The organism is Pseudomonas sp. R19M, from assembly GCF_050312585.1.
Classification (GTDB): Bacteria; Pseudomonadota; Gammaproteobacteria; order Pseudomonadales; family Pseudomonadaceae; genus Aquipseudomonas; species Aquipseudomonas palleroniana.
The window spans coordinates 23,977-39,129 of record NZ_JBNPJV010000065.1 but is presented as its reverse complement, the minus strand read 5'-3'; the positions used below and the strand labels follow the sequence as shown (position 1 = coordinate 39,129).

Here is a 15,153-nt window from a genome sequence, read left to right as displayed (position 1 = left end):
GATCAGACTTCGTCGGTAGTGGGTTTGGAATGGTCCCGGCCCAGGCCTGAGACGTGACGTTTTTCATCCGTGCCGGCGGGTTCGTCGAACTGCTTTTCGCCAGGGTCCTTGCCTTCGGCCGACATGTGCTCGATCACCGCGTTCATCTCCGCCCCCAGCAACAACACGGCGGCAGAAATGTAGAAGTACAAAAGCAGCACGATAATCGCACCGATACTGCCGTACATGGCGTTGTAGTCGGCGAAGGTTTTCACGTAATAGCCGAAGCCCAGGGAAGCGACGATCCACACCACCACGGCCAGCACCGAGCCCGGAGTGATGAAGCGGAATTTCTGCTGCACATCGGGCATCACGTAGTACATGAGGGCCACGGCGAACATCAACAGGATCACGATCACCGGCCAACGCAGGATGGTCCACAGGGTGACCACGAACTCTTCCATGCCGATCTGCCCGGCGAGCCATTCCATCACTTGCGGGCCCAGTACCATCAACGCGGCAGCGGCGAGGAGCATGCCGGCGATACCGATGGTGTAGAAAACCGACAGGGGAAAACGCTTCCAGATCGGCCGGCCTTCAACGACATCGTAGGCGGCGTTCATCGCGCTCATCATCAGGCGCACACCGGCGGAGGCGGTCCACAAGGCGATCACGATACCCACCGAGAGCAAGCCACCCTTGGACTGCTGCAACTGGTCGATCACCGGGTTGACTTGCTCCAGCGCCTGCGGCGGCAACACCAGTTCCGACTGCAGGCGCAGCCAACTGAAAAAGTCCGGCAGGTGCAGGAAACCAATCAGGGCGATCAGGAACAGCAGGAAGGGGAACAACGAAAACAGCATCTGGTAGGCCAGTGCCGAGGCGTAGGTGGGCATTTCGTCATCGACGAATTCCGTGACGGTGCGCACCAGCACTTTATGGAGCTTGAGACCGTTCAGTACCGGAAAAATCATAGCGTCTCCTTTCGCCGCAAAAGGTTGAGTTCGTGGGCGACTCAGGGGCCGTTTTCTACATCAAGGTAGCCCATTTGGCGACCTTGAAACAATTTCGAAACTTTAACCGCAGCACATGACACAAAAACGGCCATCCGTAGATGGCCGTCGAGCTGCGCAAAACCAGCCTGCGACTCAAGACTACTTGGTCGCTTTTTTCACCGCATCCTTGGTATCACCGACTGCCTTTTCGACCTGGCCTTTCTTTTCCTGCACGACGCCTTCGGCGCGCAGTTTATCGTTGCCAGTGACCTTGCCGACGCCTTGCTTGATGTTGCCGACGAGCTCGTCTTTCAAACCTTTTGCCTTGTCCGATGTACTGCTCATGGTATCTCTCCGAAGAACAATCAGGTGTTTTGGGCATTGCAAGAAGATGGACCCGAAGCGGTACGGCAGAGTTTCAATTATTTTTTCGGTGCGCATTTCATCGAAAGCGGCAGGTTTGGCTTTATGTTTTGCGGCCAACCCCTGAGAATGCCCGGCACATTCAGGCTATAACGCTGAATAACAGATCCCGTAGGAAGGTTATGAAACTCAATAAAGCACAGGCCATCGCCCGCCGAAACACCGAACTGGGCGGTGCCGTACTCGGCGTCAACAACTGCCACTTCACCGACCTGGACCGCAAGCGCAACATCTGGTGGTTCGACCTGCCGGTAGGCCGCATTGCCGTGGGCCAGTACGAGTGGATTCACCTGCTGATGCACAACGCCGAGAGCGACCAGTTGCTGCACCTGAAGGTGCCGACGGTATTCCTGCGCGAAAATCTCGAAGGGCTGGTGGTGCGCAACGCCGGCAAGCGCAAGCCGGAGATCACCCTTGAGCTGAGCGCCGACAAAGATTCGTTCCTCAAGGACGTACGCCCGGCGGGTGCGGGTATCAGCTTTGCCGAGTTCGCCCAGTAATGGCTTCGCGCCATTAATCGTACGCAACTAATGAATATCTGAAGTGATCTCGCGACTGTATTAACGCAGTCGCAAGTTCTTCTTGCCTATATATATTTCAAAATGTAAATATAGAGCCCTGCATTTTTTTTGAAAATGGAGGTACACGTATATGGAGCGGTATTTGTCATGGATAAGACAACTCAGTCAGCACAGCCAAACACCTCCAACCCTTACCCGTTTTATTGAATCAGCCACCTTATTCAGCCACACCATCGGGTTTGACTTTTTCTCCTACGCAGTGTGTGAAACCACACCTTTCACGCGCCCCAAGATTCATATATTCGGCAATTACCCCCGCGCTTGGCTGGATCGATATAAAGAACAGAACTATGCAGTCATTGATCCGACAATACGCCATTGCAAAGTCTCTTCCGAACCTGTGCTCTGGAGCACAGATTTTTTTGAAGAGTGCCCCCAACTGTGGAAAGATGCCCGGGCCTTTGAGCTAAACATCGGACTTGCCCAACCCTCTTTCAATGCCCGCGGGTATATCGCACTACTTTCCCTGGCCAGAAAAGATAATGCTATCGAAGAGGCAGAGTGGGAAACGCTCAAGCCGTTGATAAAAGCCTTCTCCGAAACGGCGGGTTACCATATCTTCGAATTGGAAGATGCACTGACCAGTACGCTGGATATCGAGTTCGGACAAAAAGAGAAAGAAGTATTGCGGTGGACCGCTGATGGAAAGACCTCTGAAGAAATTGGTCGCATATTAAACGTGACCGCCGACGCGGTGAACTTCCACCTTCGCAACATCCAAAAGAAGATCGGTGCCTGCAATCGGGTTCAAGCGGTCACCTATGCTGTAGCCCAAGGCCACATCTAAGGTATGGCGGCGCAGCTGCCGTCGGCAGCTACGCCAGCGCACCTCTCACACAAACGTATCGATAGCGGCCTGGTCGTACAGCCAACGCACCACGGCGAGCACCTCATCAGTATCAGCCGGCACCGCCAGCACTTCGCCCAACACCACAGCCCCCCCACGCTGCAAGGCACTGATCAGGGCACGCACGGTGCTTAACTGCTGCACTCGCAGCATCGCCCCCGCCGCAAACAGCAACCCTGCCTGTTCATTCAGGACCAGGAGGTACAACGGGCTATCGGCTCTTGCCTGAATCGCCGCTTGCGAAAAATCCACATCCGCCGAGCGCCCCAAGGCGCGGTCACGAATAATGCCGTTGGCGGACAACTTGAGCAGCATCTGGATTTTGCTGTTGTCCCGGATCGTGTCGATAAACTGTGCTACCGGCGCCGGCAGCTCTACGTCGGCCAACGACCCGAACACGCCCGCCGGCACAGGGGCGATAGCGCCCGTCTGCGTACTGGCGGCGTTGGATGCCATCGCGGCTTTGATCGGGTTTTCACAGAAACCCTGCGCCGTACCGTGACTGAACATACCCACCGACACGGTGAGGGTTGTCTCCAGCGCCTCCAGCTTGTTGTAGTGCCACCAACCGGCCGGGATGAAGAAAATCTCACCAGCCTCTACTTCATAAATAGTCGCATCGGCAGCGTAGGGGCTGACATCGATGTGCCCGAAGCACACCCCATTGAGCGCAGACTTTCTTTCCAGGGCCATCTCGTCGAAATACGCCGGCGGCCAGATCATCATGCGTTTGCGGCCATACAACGGAAGCAGAAAGGTATCGCACGAATCGTTATGCAGGCCGATCCAGGTGGAGCGGTAGCGCCCGCCGATAAATACCGCATTAGCCCCGGGATAAGGCATACCGTATCGCTCGATGTAACCGTGGGTGAATGCGCGTAACTTCTTGGCCACGGTACTGGAATGCTTCAGGCAGTAGTCGCGGGTGAAGGTAATGCCCTCGGCGTCATTGAGTGCGGCAAAATCCCGGACGAACTGCTCGAACCCGTCAAATGCCTGGGGAAACCCGGGCACAGACGGTTGCTTGAGCATTTGGCCGTCCGCGTTGACGGTCATGTCGCCTGACTCGACAACATTCCGGGCCAGTTCAAAAACGTCTTCAAGGCTCAGGAGCGGCTCGATCAGGGCGCCCTGCTCAATCACCACCGGTTGCGTTTTGTCTTGGGAGAGACTGACGAAGTGCTCCCAGAAAGCAGCCGGTACCGTCGGCGTATTCTTAGCGTCGCAAAAATGTGCGCGAGTCGTGGCAGTCATCATTCGTCACCTTCAATCCGGGAAAGCATCAGGGTAAAAATCCTTGTAGACGTTTTTGATCTGGTCATCGCTCAGGCCCAGCACACGCACCAGCACTGCACTGAACATGCACGGGACAACGGCCAGGATGATGAGCAAACCCAGGGCCGCCATGGCGTAGCTCACACCCAGCACACCCGAGAACGCCCCGCCGACCAGCGCACCAAAGGGAATGACCAGGCCGGAAACAAACGATGTTGCCGAGCCGATCCGGTTGCGGTAGTTATCAGGCGTGGCCAGCATGCGTACCGTTGACGTGTTGACCGTGACCATGACCAGGCCGACTCCGCCCATGAACAGCAAGGGCACGGTAACGCTGGCGAACCAACCGGGCCGGGCGTGAAAGAACTGGCTGAAAAGCCCGCAGCCCAGCATCGCCAGCCCGACCAGCAGGAACCCGGCAAACACCACGTTGGGCCGGCCCCAGCGTCCGTTGGCACGCTTGACCAGAAACAGGCTGCCGATCAGCAACCCCACTGCAAAAGCCCCTTCCGTCACAGCGATAAGCCACAGGTCCTGGGGGAAATACCGGTTGATCAATACCGGAAACAGCACCGCAAAGAGCGGGTACAACGAAAAGTTGACGACGAAAGCCAGCAGGCTCAGGTTCCACTCCGGCTTGACCCGATACAGGGCGGTAAAGCCTTCACGGGTGCGCGAGTACCAGGCAGCCAGATAAGAAAGCTGGTGCGCACCGGGCACTTGGCTGGCAACAGGCGCCCTGACCATGACGATCAACACCAGCGCCACCAGCACCGCCATCGCATTGAGCCAGAGGGTACCCAGCACGCCCAGCGGCCCCAGCAAAATGCCGGCGGCCAGTGGCCCCATCAATGCAGACGATGAGCCGACGATGCTTCTCAGGCGCACTGCATCGCTGACCCTGTGAGTGGCGACCAATGCGGGGGTCAGGCTCATCTGGATCGGATCACGGATACCGATGGCCACGCCGGAGATGGCCAGGCAACCCGCGATCAACCACGGCAGATACAGGTCCAACGTACCGAGAGCCGCCAGTACCAGCGTGGTTGCAGTGCTGATGGCATAACAGCCAACCAGCAGGCGATGGCGATCATATTGATCGCCCAGCCAGCCAAACAAAGCGCGCGACAACACATCCGCGAGCGTGGCAACCGCGACAAAGCCTGCAAAAGTGAGCGGGTTCGCGGTCTTGCCCAGCACCCACCAGGCGATCGCAAACTGCCCACAACGGGTGCCCACCGCGTTGAGGAACGCAGCCCATTGGATCAAATAGAAATCGCGCCCCAAGCCATTGAGGGACGAACCGCTCATTGCACCGCCCCATCACGGCTCAAGCGCTCCCGGCAACCGGCAGCCATGTAGGCATCCAGCCCACCGGTCAAACTGCGGCATTGCCCGTCACCAACGATGGCGTTGAGGGCGTGCAGCGCTTTCATACTGCGCACACCACTCTTGCAATAGATCACCGTTTCGATGGCCGGCTCCGCCTGAGTCAGGCGCTGTGAGAACTGGCTCAAGGGAATGTTGATGCCTCCCAGGGAAAGCGCCAGGTGCTCGTGCTCGTCTCGCACATCGATCAATTGCAAAGGAACGTCACTGCGCAGCCGTTGCTCCAGTGCCAGGGCAGAAATGGCATACCGCTCGCCGACGGCCACCGCGCAGCTGGCTTCGATGGCCTGGGGCTGGTGGATCAGTGGTCGCTCGCCGCTCAAGGGGTTGCTCGCCCGATGACGCACCGAGACTTGGCGCAAATGCAGGCCCAACGCATCGAACAACATCAAGCGGTTGGCTGAAGGCTCGCCCACCTCGGCCAGAATTTTGATTGCCTCCAGTGCCTGGATTGAGCCGAGAATGCCCGGCAGAACCCCCAACACACCCGCCTCGCCGCAATTTTGTGCCAGGCCGGCCGGAGGTGGCTCGGGGAAAATATCGCGCAGGTTGGTTGAGCGTCGACCCTCGGCATCCAGCAGGTTGAACACCCCGACCTGCCCCTCGAACTGGCTGATGGAGGCATAAACCAGGGGTTTGCCGGCAAGGTAGCAAGCATCGTTGAGCAGATACTTGGTGGTGAAGTTATCCGTGGCATCGACAATCACGTCGTAGTCTTGCACGTAGGCCAACACGTTGCTTTGGCTGAGCCGCTCGGCGTAGTGGCGGATGTCGATGTGCGGGTTGTTATCGAGAAGCTTCTGTCGAGCGACGGCCCCTTTGGGCGCGCCGATATCGCCGACGCCGAACAACAACTGCCGATGCAAGTTGCTGACGTCTACGGTGTCATCTTCCACGATGCCGAGATGGCCGACACCCGCGGCCGCCAGGTACATCAACGCCGGGCAGCCAAGCCCACCCGCGCCCACCACCAGCACCTTGCCAGCCTTGAGCCGCGCCTGGCCTTCGGGGCCAAAGCCCTTGACCAGGAAATGCCGCGCGTAGTGAGCCTGTTCGTCCTGACTGAAGCGTGCTTGGTTCATATCAGCCTCCAGCCACGGCGCTGATGATCAGTGCTGTGGAATGAGCGTTCAGGGGAATCTCACTCCACTGTTCTTCATCGGCGTAAGGAATGTCATCGATCACCAGGCTGATAAACGGCTTGAGGCGGTAATCGCCCTCAACGATGGCGCTGTACAACAGGGGCTCGTCGACACGCAGCCCCTCCATCAGTTGCAGGGCATTGGCGCAGGGTAACGCCCAGGTTTTGCGACCATTGGTCAGGTCTGCGAACTGGCTGGCAATAATGATTTGGGGCATGGCTGGTTTCCTTGCGGGTACACAATCAGATCGTGATGGCAGTCGGTCAGTGCGTTGAACACTAATCGCCCCATCGGCGTGAAATACGGGCGTTCGGCAGCAGTCTCCAGGCAACCGGCCAGATAGCGTTGCAGGTACACCTGGCGTTTGGTGTCCGGCGTCGAAGGGTGCAAACAGCGGTAATACTTCAAGGCGGCGGCGGCAAAATGTGCGGCCGCCATCACCCCCCGCAATGTCTTGCCAGGCGTGCCCGAGGGCAGCACATAGTCCCTGGGCGCTTGCGACGTTTGCAGGTCATAGACCTCCATCACGAAGTTGAGCCAGATATGCGCGTGCTCATGCACGAGGGTCTCTTCCAGCGGAATGGCCGAATCGAAGGCTTGCTCGCCCAGGTAAATGGTTTGGGGAATCAATGCGCTGGTGGAACTGCTCATGCGTTGCAACAGCTTGCGGTAACGAATGGGGATGTTGAAAAAACCACGCCAGGTAGGGCTCACTTCGCAGATTCGGGCCGTGGCCGTATAGATTTCCTGTTGCTCCAAAGCCGAACATTCCGTCGAGTCGAACTCCTCGACCTGGCTAGTGGCCAAACGCTTGAACAGCGCACGCGCATTGCCCGGCTCCAGATAATCGGTCAAAGCGCCATGGGCCTGCGGAGCTGCGTTACGCCGGCTGCAGGCGACGGCAGTCAACAGCGTCGCCGGTCGCACAGCCTCATCAATAAAAGGCAGGCCGCCAATCGTCTGGAAAAAAGTGCTTGGGGTCATCAGCCGTCAACCCGCCGATTCGGCGTGCCAGCACCGAGACGTGAGAAAGCCTTGCAGATCCTGGCTCTTGACCCGGAATTCGTTGAAACCAGCCAACGCCTCATCCACTGCCTGGCGCGTCATTTGATCGGTGGCCAGTAACAGCTTTTTCAGTCGGGACAAGGTTCGCTCGGCGTACCAGCGTTCCTTCAGATCCTGGATGATGGCCTGCGCGTGATGCGCAGAAATTTTCTGCTGGTTTTGCAACGCACTGACAAACCCACGCAGATGGATCAGCGGTTCGGACATCGCGCGATACGGCGCATCAATTTCATGCACCAGCGTGACTTCATCGTCGTCGAACTCCGGATCATCGCGATAGTGTCCATAGACAACCCCGTAGCCTTGCATGCCAAGAAGGCGCATTTCGCCCGCCCTGATCGCCCCCATGGATGCCAAGCCCCATACTTTCCAGCCCCGCTGGATGGCATGGCGGATCTCGATATGCCCCACGGAAGGGAAGCTGTGGAACGTACCATCCACAATGGCGATACAGCCCGGCTGCGGGTACTGCGCAACCAGTGTCTGTATGTCGCCGCGCCTGGCGGGCGCATGCACTACCACCTCACTCTGCCCGGCCAGGGCCTGCTCCATTCCGGATGCCGTTGGCCCTACGAATAAATGCAGCTTCATGCTTGCTCCTACCCTAGCGTGCGATATAGCGCGACAGGCGAGGACCTGCACGCTTGAGTGCCGGCTGGAACGACTCCATGCCTGGAATAACGATCTTGACCACCGCCAACGGTGAATCATTTTTACTCAGCACCACCCGCAGAACCTGACTAAACCCCGCGTCGCGCAGACGCTGGAGCAAACATTCCAGCGCTGAATCAATGCTGTGGATCTGCGCGTTGGCGTCCTCGATGTCGGAGTAGGCAATGGCCTGGCGCGTGTCGTTGACGTGGCCGCGCAAGCGCGCAACGGCGTCGAGCTCGGCCTGGCGATCACTGGCGCTGAAGTACTTGAAACGCTCGATCAGGTCATCCCGGCCACCGTGGATATAGGAAAGCCGCGACTGCGCGGCTTCGGCGAGCCCCCGGACGGCCGCAATATCACGGCACAAATGCAGGCCCGAACCACAGGAGATCGCAATGGGCGCATCGTCGGACGGCTCCATGATGAACCCCTGCACATACGGCAGCCCGATCACGCTGGGGGTATAGCGCACAACGGCGCTCAGCCCGGCGGCCTCAACCCTGGCGAACAACGGGTCAAGGGTTTCGACCGGACAATCGCGCAAGACGTGCCGCGAGGTGTCTTTCATGAAATTGAAGGCTTGCACGTCGCGCTCGACGATTTCAGCGATGCCATGCACGCTGGCCTCATCCACGGTGTTGCCGGAACTGAGGCCGTTGGTGCTGGTGCCAAAAATACGCTGGTACTGATTTTCGCTGAATGGCGAAAAGATCAGCTCGGCCGGTACTGCGAATGTTTGCCCGGTGGCAATATCCTGCGCATGGACACAGGCCAATGGCCCGTCAGGGTCGATCGGCGCCCCGAGGATCGGGCAAAAATCAACGAAATCGTAGGCAAAGCCGGCTTGAGCCGCGACCTTGCGGGGTGTTGAGACAAAAACCTCGATGTTTCGATTACGGTATTCGGCGATCGCAAACTCGATGGCTTCCATGTAGGCACCGACTCGCGCCTCTTCCATGCGCATGCCCTTACCGGCACTGACACAGAGCGAGCCCTCAACGGCATCGGGACGAATACTGGCAAACACCGGAATACCAATCTTATCCAGCCAAGTGGTATTGGTGACCCGCGTAATACCAAACTCCAGGGCAAGTTTCCTGGCATGGCCCAACGTGTCGGACAATGATGCCTTGCGCAAACTTGAAGTCATGCGATACATAAAGTGGCCCGTTGAATTCCTGATCGCTAGTTGCGTGCTATTCGATCAGCCGAATAGCACGCAGTGTATTACTTAGCGGTATCTTCAATATCAGCGGAGATATTGTTGTTGGATTCGTGAATAACGAAGCCAGCGCGCATTTGGCCTTCATCGTTCAGGATGTCGGCAAAGGCATCTACAGCAGAAGCGTCGAGTGCGAAAGTTTCGTTAGTTGCGTTATTCATGGTTATTTCCTCGAATAATAGAATGCCGTTATCGGCTATCACTTTTCGGGGGCTGACGCATTCGATAAACCAATGCGACATTGTGTCGCCCCTAAAACAGCCCTGAGAGTTTTAGAGCACTCGACGACGACGCTCAACTACAAGATTTGGTAGGTCCATCGGTGTAAATTTCTTCAAGGAGGGACGCAAGTCCAGCAGGGCTGGCGGCTAATCGGAAAACATGAAACTTTTGTCACTTGGGTTGGGAGGGCTAAAAAACCCTTTATTTATGTTTTTTCCACAGTAGTGGCTATATGCAATTAACGAAAACAAGCAGCACATTAAACAGCACCCAATAAAAAACCCGTACTTCATCGAAGTACGGGTCTGTTGAAGCCGCTGGAGAGCTTACTTTTTGAGGCCGAGTTTCTTCAGCTCTTCATCGCGCAATTCACGGCGCAGGATCTTGCCCACGTTGGTGGTCGGCAACGCATCGCGGAACTCGACGGCCTTGGGCACCTTGTAGCCGGTGACGTTGGCGCGCATATGCTCCATCACCTGGTCCTTGGTCAGGGTGGCCCCTGGCTTGACCACGATGAAGATCTTGATGTGTTCCCCGGACTTCTCGTCCGGCACGCCGATGGCCGCGCATTGCAGCACGCCCGGCAGGGCTGCCAGCACGTCTTCCAGCTCATTGGGGTAGACGTTGAAACCGGAGACCAGAATCATGTCCTTCTTGCGGTCCACAATGCGCATGTAGCCGTCCGGCTGGATGATCGCGATGTCACCGGTCTTCAGCCAGCCTTCGCTGTCGAGGATCTCGGCGGTGGCGTCTTCGCGCTGCCAATACCCCTTCATCACCTGCGGGCCTTTGATGCACAGCTCGCCGGTTTCGCCCAGCGGCAACTCGGCGCCGTCGTCGGCGATGACTTTGCATACCGTCGACGGTACCGGAATACCGATGGTCCCGATCTGAATGCTCTGGCTCGGGTTGACCGTGGCCACCGGGCTGGTTTCGGTCATGCCATAGCCTTCGCAGATGTTGCAGCCGGTGACGGCCTTCCAACGTTCGGCGGCGGCGAGCTGCAAGGCCATGCCGCCCGACAGGGTGACTTTGAGTGCAGAGAAGTCCAGCTTGCGGAAGCCTTCGTTATTGCACAGCGCCACGAACAAGGTATTCAGCCCGACAAAACCGCTGAACTTCCACTTCGACAGTTCCTTGACCATCGCCGGCAGGTCGCGTGGGTTGCTGATCAGGATGTTGTGGTTGCCGATCAACATCATCGCCATGCAATGAAAGGTGAACGCGTAGATGTGGTACAGCGGCAGCGGCGTGATCAGGATCTCGCAACCCTCGTTGAGGTTGGAGCCCATCAGCGCCTTGCACTGCAGCATGTTGGCGACCAGGTTACGATGGGTCAGCATCGCGCCCTTGGCCACGCCGGTGGTGCCGCCGGTGTACTGCAGAACGGCCACATCGCCACTGGCCGGGCTGACGTCGTTGACCGGTTGCCCCTGCCCCTTGGCCAGCACATCGTTGAACTTGATCGCCTTGGGCAAGTGATAGGCCGGGACCATTTTCTTCACGTACTTGATGACGCTGTTGATCAGCAGGCGCTTGAACGGCGACAACAGGTCAGCGACTTCAGTGACGATCACGTGCTTGACGGAGGTCTTGGGTACGACCTTTTCCGCCAGGTGCGCCATGTTGGCCAGGCAGACCAGGGCCTTGGCCCCGGAATCATTGAATTGGTGTTCCATTTCCCGCGCGGTGTACAGCGGGTTGGTGTTGACCACGATCAGGCCGGCGCGGATGGCGCCGAATACCGCGACCGGGTATTGCAGGACGTTGGGCAGTTGCACGGCGATTCGGTCGCCAGGCTTCAAGTCGGTGTGCTGTTGCAGGTAGGCGGCAAAGGCACCGGACAATTCGTACAGTTCACCGTAGGTGATCGTCTTGCCCAGGTTGCTGAAAGCCGGTTTGTTGGCGAAGCGCTGGCAGGACTGTTTCAGTACCGCCTGAATATTCTGATACTCGTCTGGATTGATTTGTGCAGCAATCCCGGCGGGGTACTTATCCTTCCAAAAGTCTTCGTTCATGGAAGCCCACTCCTCAGCGACGCGAATTCATCATCGCATTTGATGCGATTATTATTGGTGTATGTTTTTTTAGGTGAGTCTGGCGCTTTCAAGCAGGCCGAGAAGTCACAAAGCGCGCCGAGAGTAGCAGCTTTGCCAAGGGCCGCCTAGAGCCAAAAGAGAGCCCTACAGTCATAAACACGACTGTCCTACAATATTTGGTCACACTTGAAATAGTGACCGAATACCCGGGAGAAAGGCTCTGGAATAAGCTTTTCAGGGCAAATTAAAACAATGTGGGAGGGAGCTTGCTGTGGCGAGGGAGCTTGCTCCCGTTGACTGCGCAGCAGTCTCCGGCTGTATGGGGGCGCTTCGCCCCCCCCAGCGCAAGCAAGCTTGCTCGCCACAGCAAGCCCCCTCCCACAGAGCTCATGTCAAATCAGGCGATATCGCGAAGCTCGCGCCGCAAGATCTTGCCCACCGGCGTCATCGGCAACGAGTCGCGCAGCACGATATGCTTGGGCACCTTGTACCCCGTGAAGTTGTTCTTGCAGTACGCCTTCAGCTCTTCAAGGCTAACCCCCTGGGCACGTGCCACCACGAACAGTTTCACGGCCTCCCCGGTACGCTCATCCGGCACGCCGATCACCGCACAGTTGGCCACCGCAGGGTGCGCCATCACCACGTCTTCGATCTCGTTGGGGTAGACGTTGAAACCCGAGACGATAATCAGGTCTTTCTTGCGGTCGACAATGCTGACGAAACCATCGGTGTCGATCACCGCAATGTCGCCGGTCTTGAGCCAGCCCTCGGCGTCTAGGGTCTCGGCAGTGGCTACCGGCTGTTGCCAGTAGCCTTTCATGACCTGCGGGCCCTTGATGCACAACTCGCCCCGCTCGCCCAATGGCAACTCATGGCCGTCATCGTCTATGACCTTCATGGCGGTGCCCGGCACCGGGATCCCCACGGTGCCCAGCCGCGAAAGGCTGCCGTAAGGGTTGGTGCTCGCCACGGGTGAGGTTTCGGTCAGGCCGTAACCTTCGCCGATGGAGCACCCGGTGAGCGCCTTCCAGCGCTCGGCCGTGGCCTTGACCAGGGCGGTGCCGCCGGAGTTGGTGATCTTCAGGTGGGAGAAGTCCAAGGTCTTGAAATCCGGGTGGTCCATCAGTGCGACAAACAGCGTGTTGAGCCCCAGCAGGCAGGAGAATCGCCACTTCTTCAATTCCTTGATGAAGCCGCCGATATCCCGCGGGTTGGTGATCAACACGTTGTGGTTGCCGGTCACCATCATGCACATGCAGTTCGCCGTGAAGGCGTAGATATGGTAGAGCGGCAGCGGCGCGATCATCACTTCCTGCCCTTCCTTCACCAGCGGCTGCCCGTCATCGGTGACCTGGGACATGCAGGCCCGCACCTGTTGCATGTTCGCCACCAGGTTGCCGTGGGTAAGCATCGCGCCCTTGGCCAGGCCGGTGGTGCCGCCGGTGTATTGCAGCACCGCGATGTCATCCAGGCTCACCGGGTGACGCGTCACGCCCAGGCCCGCGCCCATGCGCAAAGCGCGCTTGAAGGACACGGCCCGAGGCAGGTTGTAGGCCGGGACCATCTTCTTGACCTTATCGACCACGGTATTGACCAGCCAGCCTTTGGCGGCGGGCATGAAGTCGCCCATTCTGGCTTCAATCAGGTAATCGATCTCGGTGTCGCTGCACACCTCCTGCACGCGCGAGCCGAACAGGTTGAGGTAGACCAGCGCACGCACGCCGGCATCCTTGAACTGGTGGCGCATCTCGCGTGGGGTGTACAACGGGTTGGTGTTGACCACGATCAGCCCGGCGCGCAATGCACCGAACACAGCGATGGGGTAATGCAGCACGTTGGGCATCTGCACCGCGATGCGCTCGCCCGGCTTGAGGTCGGTATGCTGCTGCAGGTAACCGGCGAACGCCGCGCTCTGGCGCTCAAGCTCGGCGTAGGTCAGGGTAATGCCCATGTTGCTGAATGCCGGACGGTCGGCAAAGGCCTTGCAGGAACGCTCGAAGACTTCGATCACCGACTTGTAGCTGGTGAGGTCGATGTCATTGGAAACGCCCGCCGCGCGTTTGTCATTCCAGAAATCAGGTTGCATTATTCTTGTCCCCTTACCTGAGTATGTCCGGCCGCTGTAGCGATCACTGCAGTGATGAAAAAGCAGGCTGCTATAAAAAGCGGAGCTTTGGGGACGTTAGCAGCTATGGCCAACCAGGCAAATACGCCAAACCGTTTCATTGATTGTATGAATCTTGTCTCTGAGGCGTAGGCAGATGTCCGGCCCTCGGCGAATGAGCTATACATTGCATCGACCCCGAGCAAAGGAAGCGCCATGAACCACTGCACCTTCTGGCTGACCGCGAATGACCACAGCCGCCTGTACGTCAATCAATGGCTGCCGGACCGCCCTGCCCGGGCCATCATCATGCTGTCCCATGGCATGGCCGAGCACAGTGGTCGCTACGCACGCCTGGCCCAGGCCCTGTGCGCAGCCGGTTACGGGGTGTATGCGCCGGACCAGCGCGGCCATGGCCGTACGGCGGATGAAGGCACCCTGGGGTTGTACGCCGAGCATGACGGCTGGAACAAAGTCGTCGGCGATCTGGCCAGCCTCAACCAGCACATCGCCCTTCAACAGCCGGGGCTGCCGATCATTCTGCTGGGCCACAGCATGGGCAGCTATATCGCCCAGGCCTACCTGTTGCACCACAGCGCCAGCCTGGATGGGGCGATTCTCAGCGGGTCGAATTTCCAGCCCGTGGCGTTGTACCGTGCCGCCAGGGTGATCGCACGCATCGAGCGCGCGCGCCAGGGTTTGCGCGGGCGCAGCGCACTGATCGACTTTTTATCGTTCGGCTCATTCAACAAGGCATTCAAGCCCAACCGTACGGCGTTTGACTGGCTCAGCCGTGATCCGGATGAAGTGGACAAGTACGTCAACGACCCGCTGTGCGGTTTCCGTTGCACCAACCAATTGTGGGTCGACCTGCTGGGCGGCTTGCAGCAAATCAGCAAAGCGTCCAATCTCGCCCAGATCGATCCGGGCCTGCCGATTCTGGTAATAGGTGGCGAATGTGATCCGGTGAGTGAGGGCAAGCGTCTCAAAAGCCTGGCCCATGCCCTGCGTGAGGCCGGCTGCCAGCACCTGCAATTGAATATCTACCCGCAGGCGCGTCACGAAGTATTCAATGAAACCAACCGCGATGAAGTCACCGCGGATGTGCTGACGTGGCTCGAACAGGCGCTGACTTTACGCCGGCCGACGCGCTGCGAGTAACTTCTTGATAAGTCGTTTAAAATCAGCCAATTAATTTACCGATTAGCCACAGGAT

General features: G+C 58.1%; 15 protein-coding genes. 3 read left to right on the top strand and 12 right to left on the bottom strand.

The genetic code is table 11. From position 1 onward, the window contains the following. Nucleotides 1-2: 2 nt before the first annotated feature. Both ACQRBT_RS13945 and ACQRBT_RS13940 read right to left on the bottom strand, forming a co-directional pair. Nucleotides 3-953, bottom strand: coding sequence for a YihY/virulence factor BrkB family protein (locus ACQRBT_RS13945; RefSeq protein WP_060754106.1), 951 nt, complete (start codon nt 951-953; stop codon nt 3-5). A 180-nt stretch (nt 954-1,133) separates the two neighbouring features. Continuing rightward, nucleotides 1,134-1,319, bottom strand: coding sequence for a CsbD family protein (locus ACQRBT_RS13940; protein ID WP_060754107.1), 186 nt, complete (start codon nt 1,317-1,319; stop codon nt 1,134-1,136). Between the two features lie 200 nt (nt 1,320-1,519). Between ACQRBT_RS13940 and ACQRBT_RS13935 the strand changes: the two genes are divergently transcribed. Then, nucleotides 1,520-1,897, top strand: coding sequence for a hypothetical protein (locus ACQRBT_RS13935; RefSeq protein WP_060754108.1), 378 nt, complete (start codon nt 1,520-1,522; stop codon nt 1,895-1,897). A gap of 151 nt (nt 1,898-2,048) precedes the next feature. Further along, entirely contained in the window at nt 2,049-2,765 is a 717-nt protein-coding gene (locus ACQRBT_RS13930; protein WP_081086994.1) for an autoinducer binding domain-containing protein, read from the top strand. Nucleotides 2,766-2,810: 45 nt separating this feature from the next. Here the strand turns inward: ACQRBT_RS13930 and ACQRBT_RS13925 are convergent, their stop codons facing one another. From ACQRBT_RS13925 to fadD2, 10 genes are all read right to left on the bottom strand, one after another. Continuing rightward, nucleotides 2,811-4,079, bottom strand: a complete 1,269-nt coding sequence (locus tag ACQRBT_RS13925) for a cupin-like domain-containing protein (protein WP_158510686.1) — start codon at nt 4,077-4,079, stop codon at nt 2,811-2,813. Nucleotides 4,080-4,091: 12 nt separating this feature from the next. After that, nucleotides 4,092-5,411 (bottom strand): MFS transporter, encoded by a 1,320-nt coding sequence (locus ACQRBT_RS13920; protein ID WP_060754110.1) that lies wholly within the window; start codon nt 5,409-5,411, stop codon nt 4,092-4,094. Further along, a complete protein-coding gene (locus ACQRBT_RS13915; RefSeq protein WP_060754111.1) occupies nt 5,408-6,571 on the bottom strand; it encodes a ThiF family adenylyltransferase in 1,164 nt (387 codons plus the stop codon). The genes ACQRBT_RS13920 and ACQRBT_RS13915 overlap by 4 nt, the downstream gene beginning before the upstream one ends. 1 nt (nt 6,572) lies before the next feature. After that, entirely contained in the window at nt 6,573-6,848 is a 276-nt protein-coding gene (locus ACQRBT_RS13910; RefSeq protein WP_060754112.1) for a MoaD/ThiS family protein, read from the bottom strand. Next, a complete protein-coding gene (locus ACQRBT_RS13905) occupies nt 6,809-7,615 on the bottom strand; it encodes an aKG-HExxH-type peptide beta-hydroxylase (RefSeq protein ID WP_244700334.1) in 807 nt (268 codons plus the stop codon). Before ACQRBT_RS13905 ends, ACQRBT_RS13910 begins: the two co-directional genes overlap by 40 nt. A gap of 6 nt (nt 7,616-7,621) precedes the next feature. Next, complete coding sequence (locus ACQRBT_RS13900) at nt 7,622-8,287, bottom strand: TfuA-like protein (RefSeq protein ID WP_158510687.1); 666 nt, start codon at nt 8,285-8,287, stop codon at nt 7,622-7,624. 13 nt (nt 8,288-8,300) lie between these two features. After that, nucleotides 8,301-9,500 (bottom strand): YcaO-like family protein, encoded by a 1,200-nt coding sequence (locus ACQRBT_RS13895; protein WP_199777928.1) that lies wholly within the window; start codon nt 9,498-9,500, stop codon nt 8,301-8,303. A gap of 77 nt (nt 9,501-9,577) precedes the next feature. After that, complete coding sequence (locus ACQRBT_RS13890; protein ID WP_158510688.1) at nt 9,578-9,733, bottom strand: hypothetical protein; 156 nt, start codon at nt 9,731-9,733, stop codon at nt 9,578-9,580. 387 nt (nt 9,734-10,120) lie between these two features. Beyond that, nucleotides 10,121-11,812 carry a long-chain-fatty-acid--CoA ligase FadD1 gene (fadD1, locus tag ACQRBT_RS13885; protein WP_090368953.1) on the bottom strand — a complete coding sequence of 564 codons (1,692 nt, stop codon included), beginning with the start codon at nt 11,810-11,812 and terminating at the stop codon, nt 10,121-10,123. 418 nt (nt 11,813-12,230) lie between these two features. Then, nucleotides 12,231-13,919, bottom strand: coding sequence for a long-chain-fatty-acid--CoA ligase FadD2 (gene fadD2 / locus ACQRBT_RS13880; RefSeq protein ID WP_104994654.1), 1,689 nt, complete (start codon nt 13,917-13,919; stop codon nt 12,231-12,233). 234 nt (nt 13,920-14,153) lie between these two features. Here fadD2 and ACQRBT_RS13875 point away from each other — a divergent pair, with 234 nt between their 5' ends. Then, nucleotides 14,154-15,098: an alpha/beta hydrolase gene (locus ACQRBT_RS13875; RefSeq protein ID WP_412047399.1), complete on the top strand. Its 945-nt coding sequence runs from the start codon at nt 14,154-14,156 to the stop codon at nt 15,096-15,098. Nucleotides 15,099-15,153 lie beyond the last annotated feature (55 nt).

Excerpts from the sequence above, each read along its gene's own strand:
- ACQRBT_RS13875 (WP_412047399.1), top strand. The coding sequence starts at position 14,154 with ATGAACCACTGCACCTTCTGGCTGACCGCGAATGACCACAGCCGCCTG.
- ACQRBT_RS13935 (WP_060754108.1), top strand. The coding sequence starts at position 1,520 with ATGAAACTCAATAAAGCACAGGCCATCGCCCGCCGAAACACCGAACTG.
- ACQRBT_RS13945 (WP_060754106.1), bottom strand. The coding sequence starts at position 953 with ATGATTTTTCCGGTACTGAACGGTCTCAAGCTCCATAAAGTGCTGGTG.
- ACQRBT_RS13905 (WP_244700334.1), bottom strand. The coding sequence starts at position 7,615 with ATGACCCCAAGCACTTTTTTCCAGACGATTGGCGGCCTGCCTTTTATT.
- fadD2 (WP_104994654.1), bottom strand. The coding sequence starts at position 13,919 with ATGCAACCTGATTTCTGGAATGACAAACGCGCGGCGGGCGTTTCCAAT.
- ACQRBT_RS13895 (WP_199777928.1), bottom strand. The coding sequence starts at position 9,500 with ATGACTTCAAGTTTGCGCAAGGCATCATTGTCCGACACGTTGGGCCAT.
- ACQRBT_RS13900 (WP_158510687.1), bottom strand. The coding sequence starts at position 8,287 with ATGAAGCTGCATTTATTCGTAGGGCCAACGGCATCCGGAATGGAGCAG.
- ACQRBT_RS13920 (WP_060754110.1), bottom strand. The coding sequence starts at position 5,411 with ATGAGCGGTTCGTCCCTCAATGGCTTGGGGCGCGATTTCTATTTGATC.
- ACQRBT_RS13890 (WP_158510688.1), bottom strand. The coding sequence starts at position 9,733 with ATGAATAACGCAACTAACGAAACTTTCGCACTCGACGCTTCTGCTGTA.
- ACQRBT_RS13925 (WP_158510686.1), bottom strand. The coding sequence starts at position 4,079 with ATGACTGCCACGACTCGCGCACATTTTTGCGACGCTAAGAATACGCCG.
- ACQRBT_RS13940 (WP_060754107.1), bottom strand. The coding sequence starts at position 1,319 with ATGAGCAGTACATCGGACAAGGCAAAAGGTTTGAAAGACGAGCTCGTC.
- ACQRBT_RS13910 (WP_060754112.1), bottom strand. The coding sequence starts at position 6,848 with ATGCCCCAAATCATTATTGCCAGCCAGTTCGCAGACCTGACCAATGGT.
- ACQRBT_RS13930 (WP_081086994.1), top strand. The coding sequence starts at position 2,049 with ATGGAGCGGTATTTGTCATGGATAAGACAACTCAGTCAGCACAGCCAA.
- fadD1 (WP_090368953.1), bottom strand. The coding sequence starts at position 11,812 with ATGAACGAAGACTTTTGGAAGGATAAGTACCCCGCCGGGATTGCTGCA.
- ACQRBT_RS13915 (WP_060754111.1), bottom strand. The coding sequence starts at position 6,571 with ATGAACCAAGCACGCTTCAGTCAGGACGAACAGGCTCACTACGCGCGG.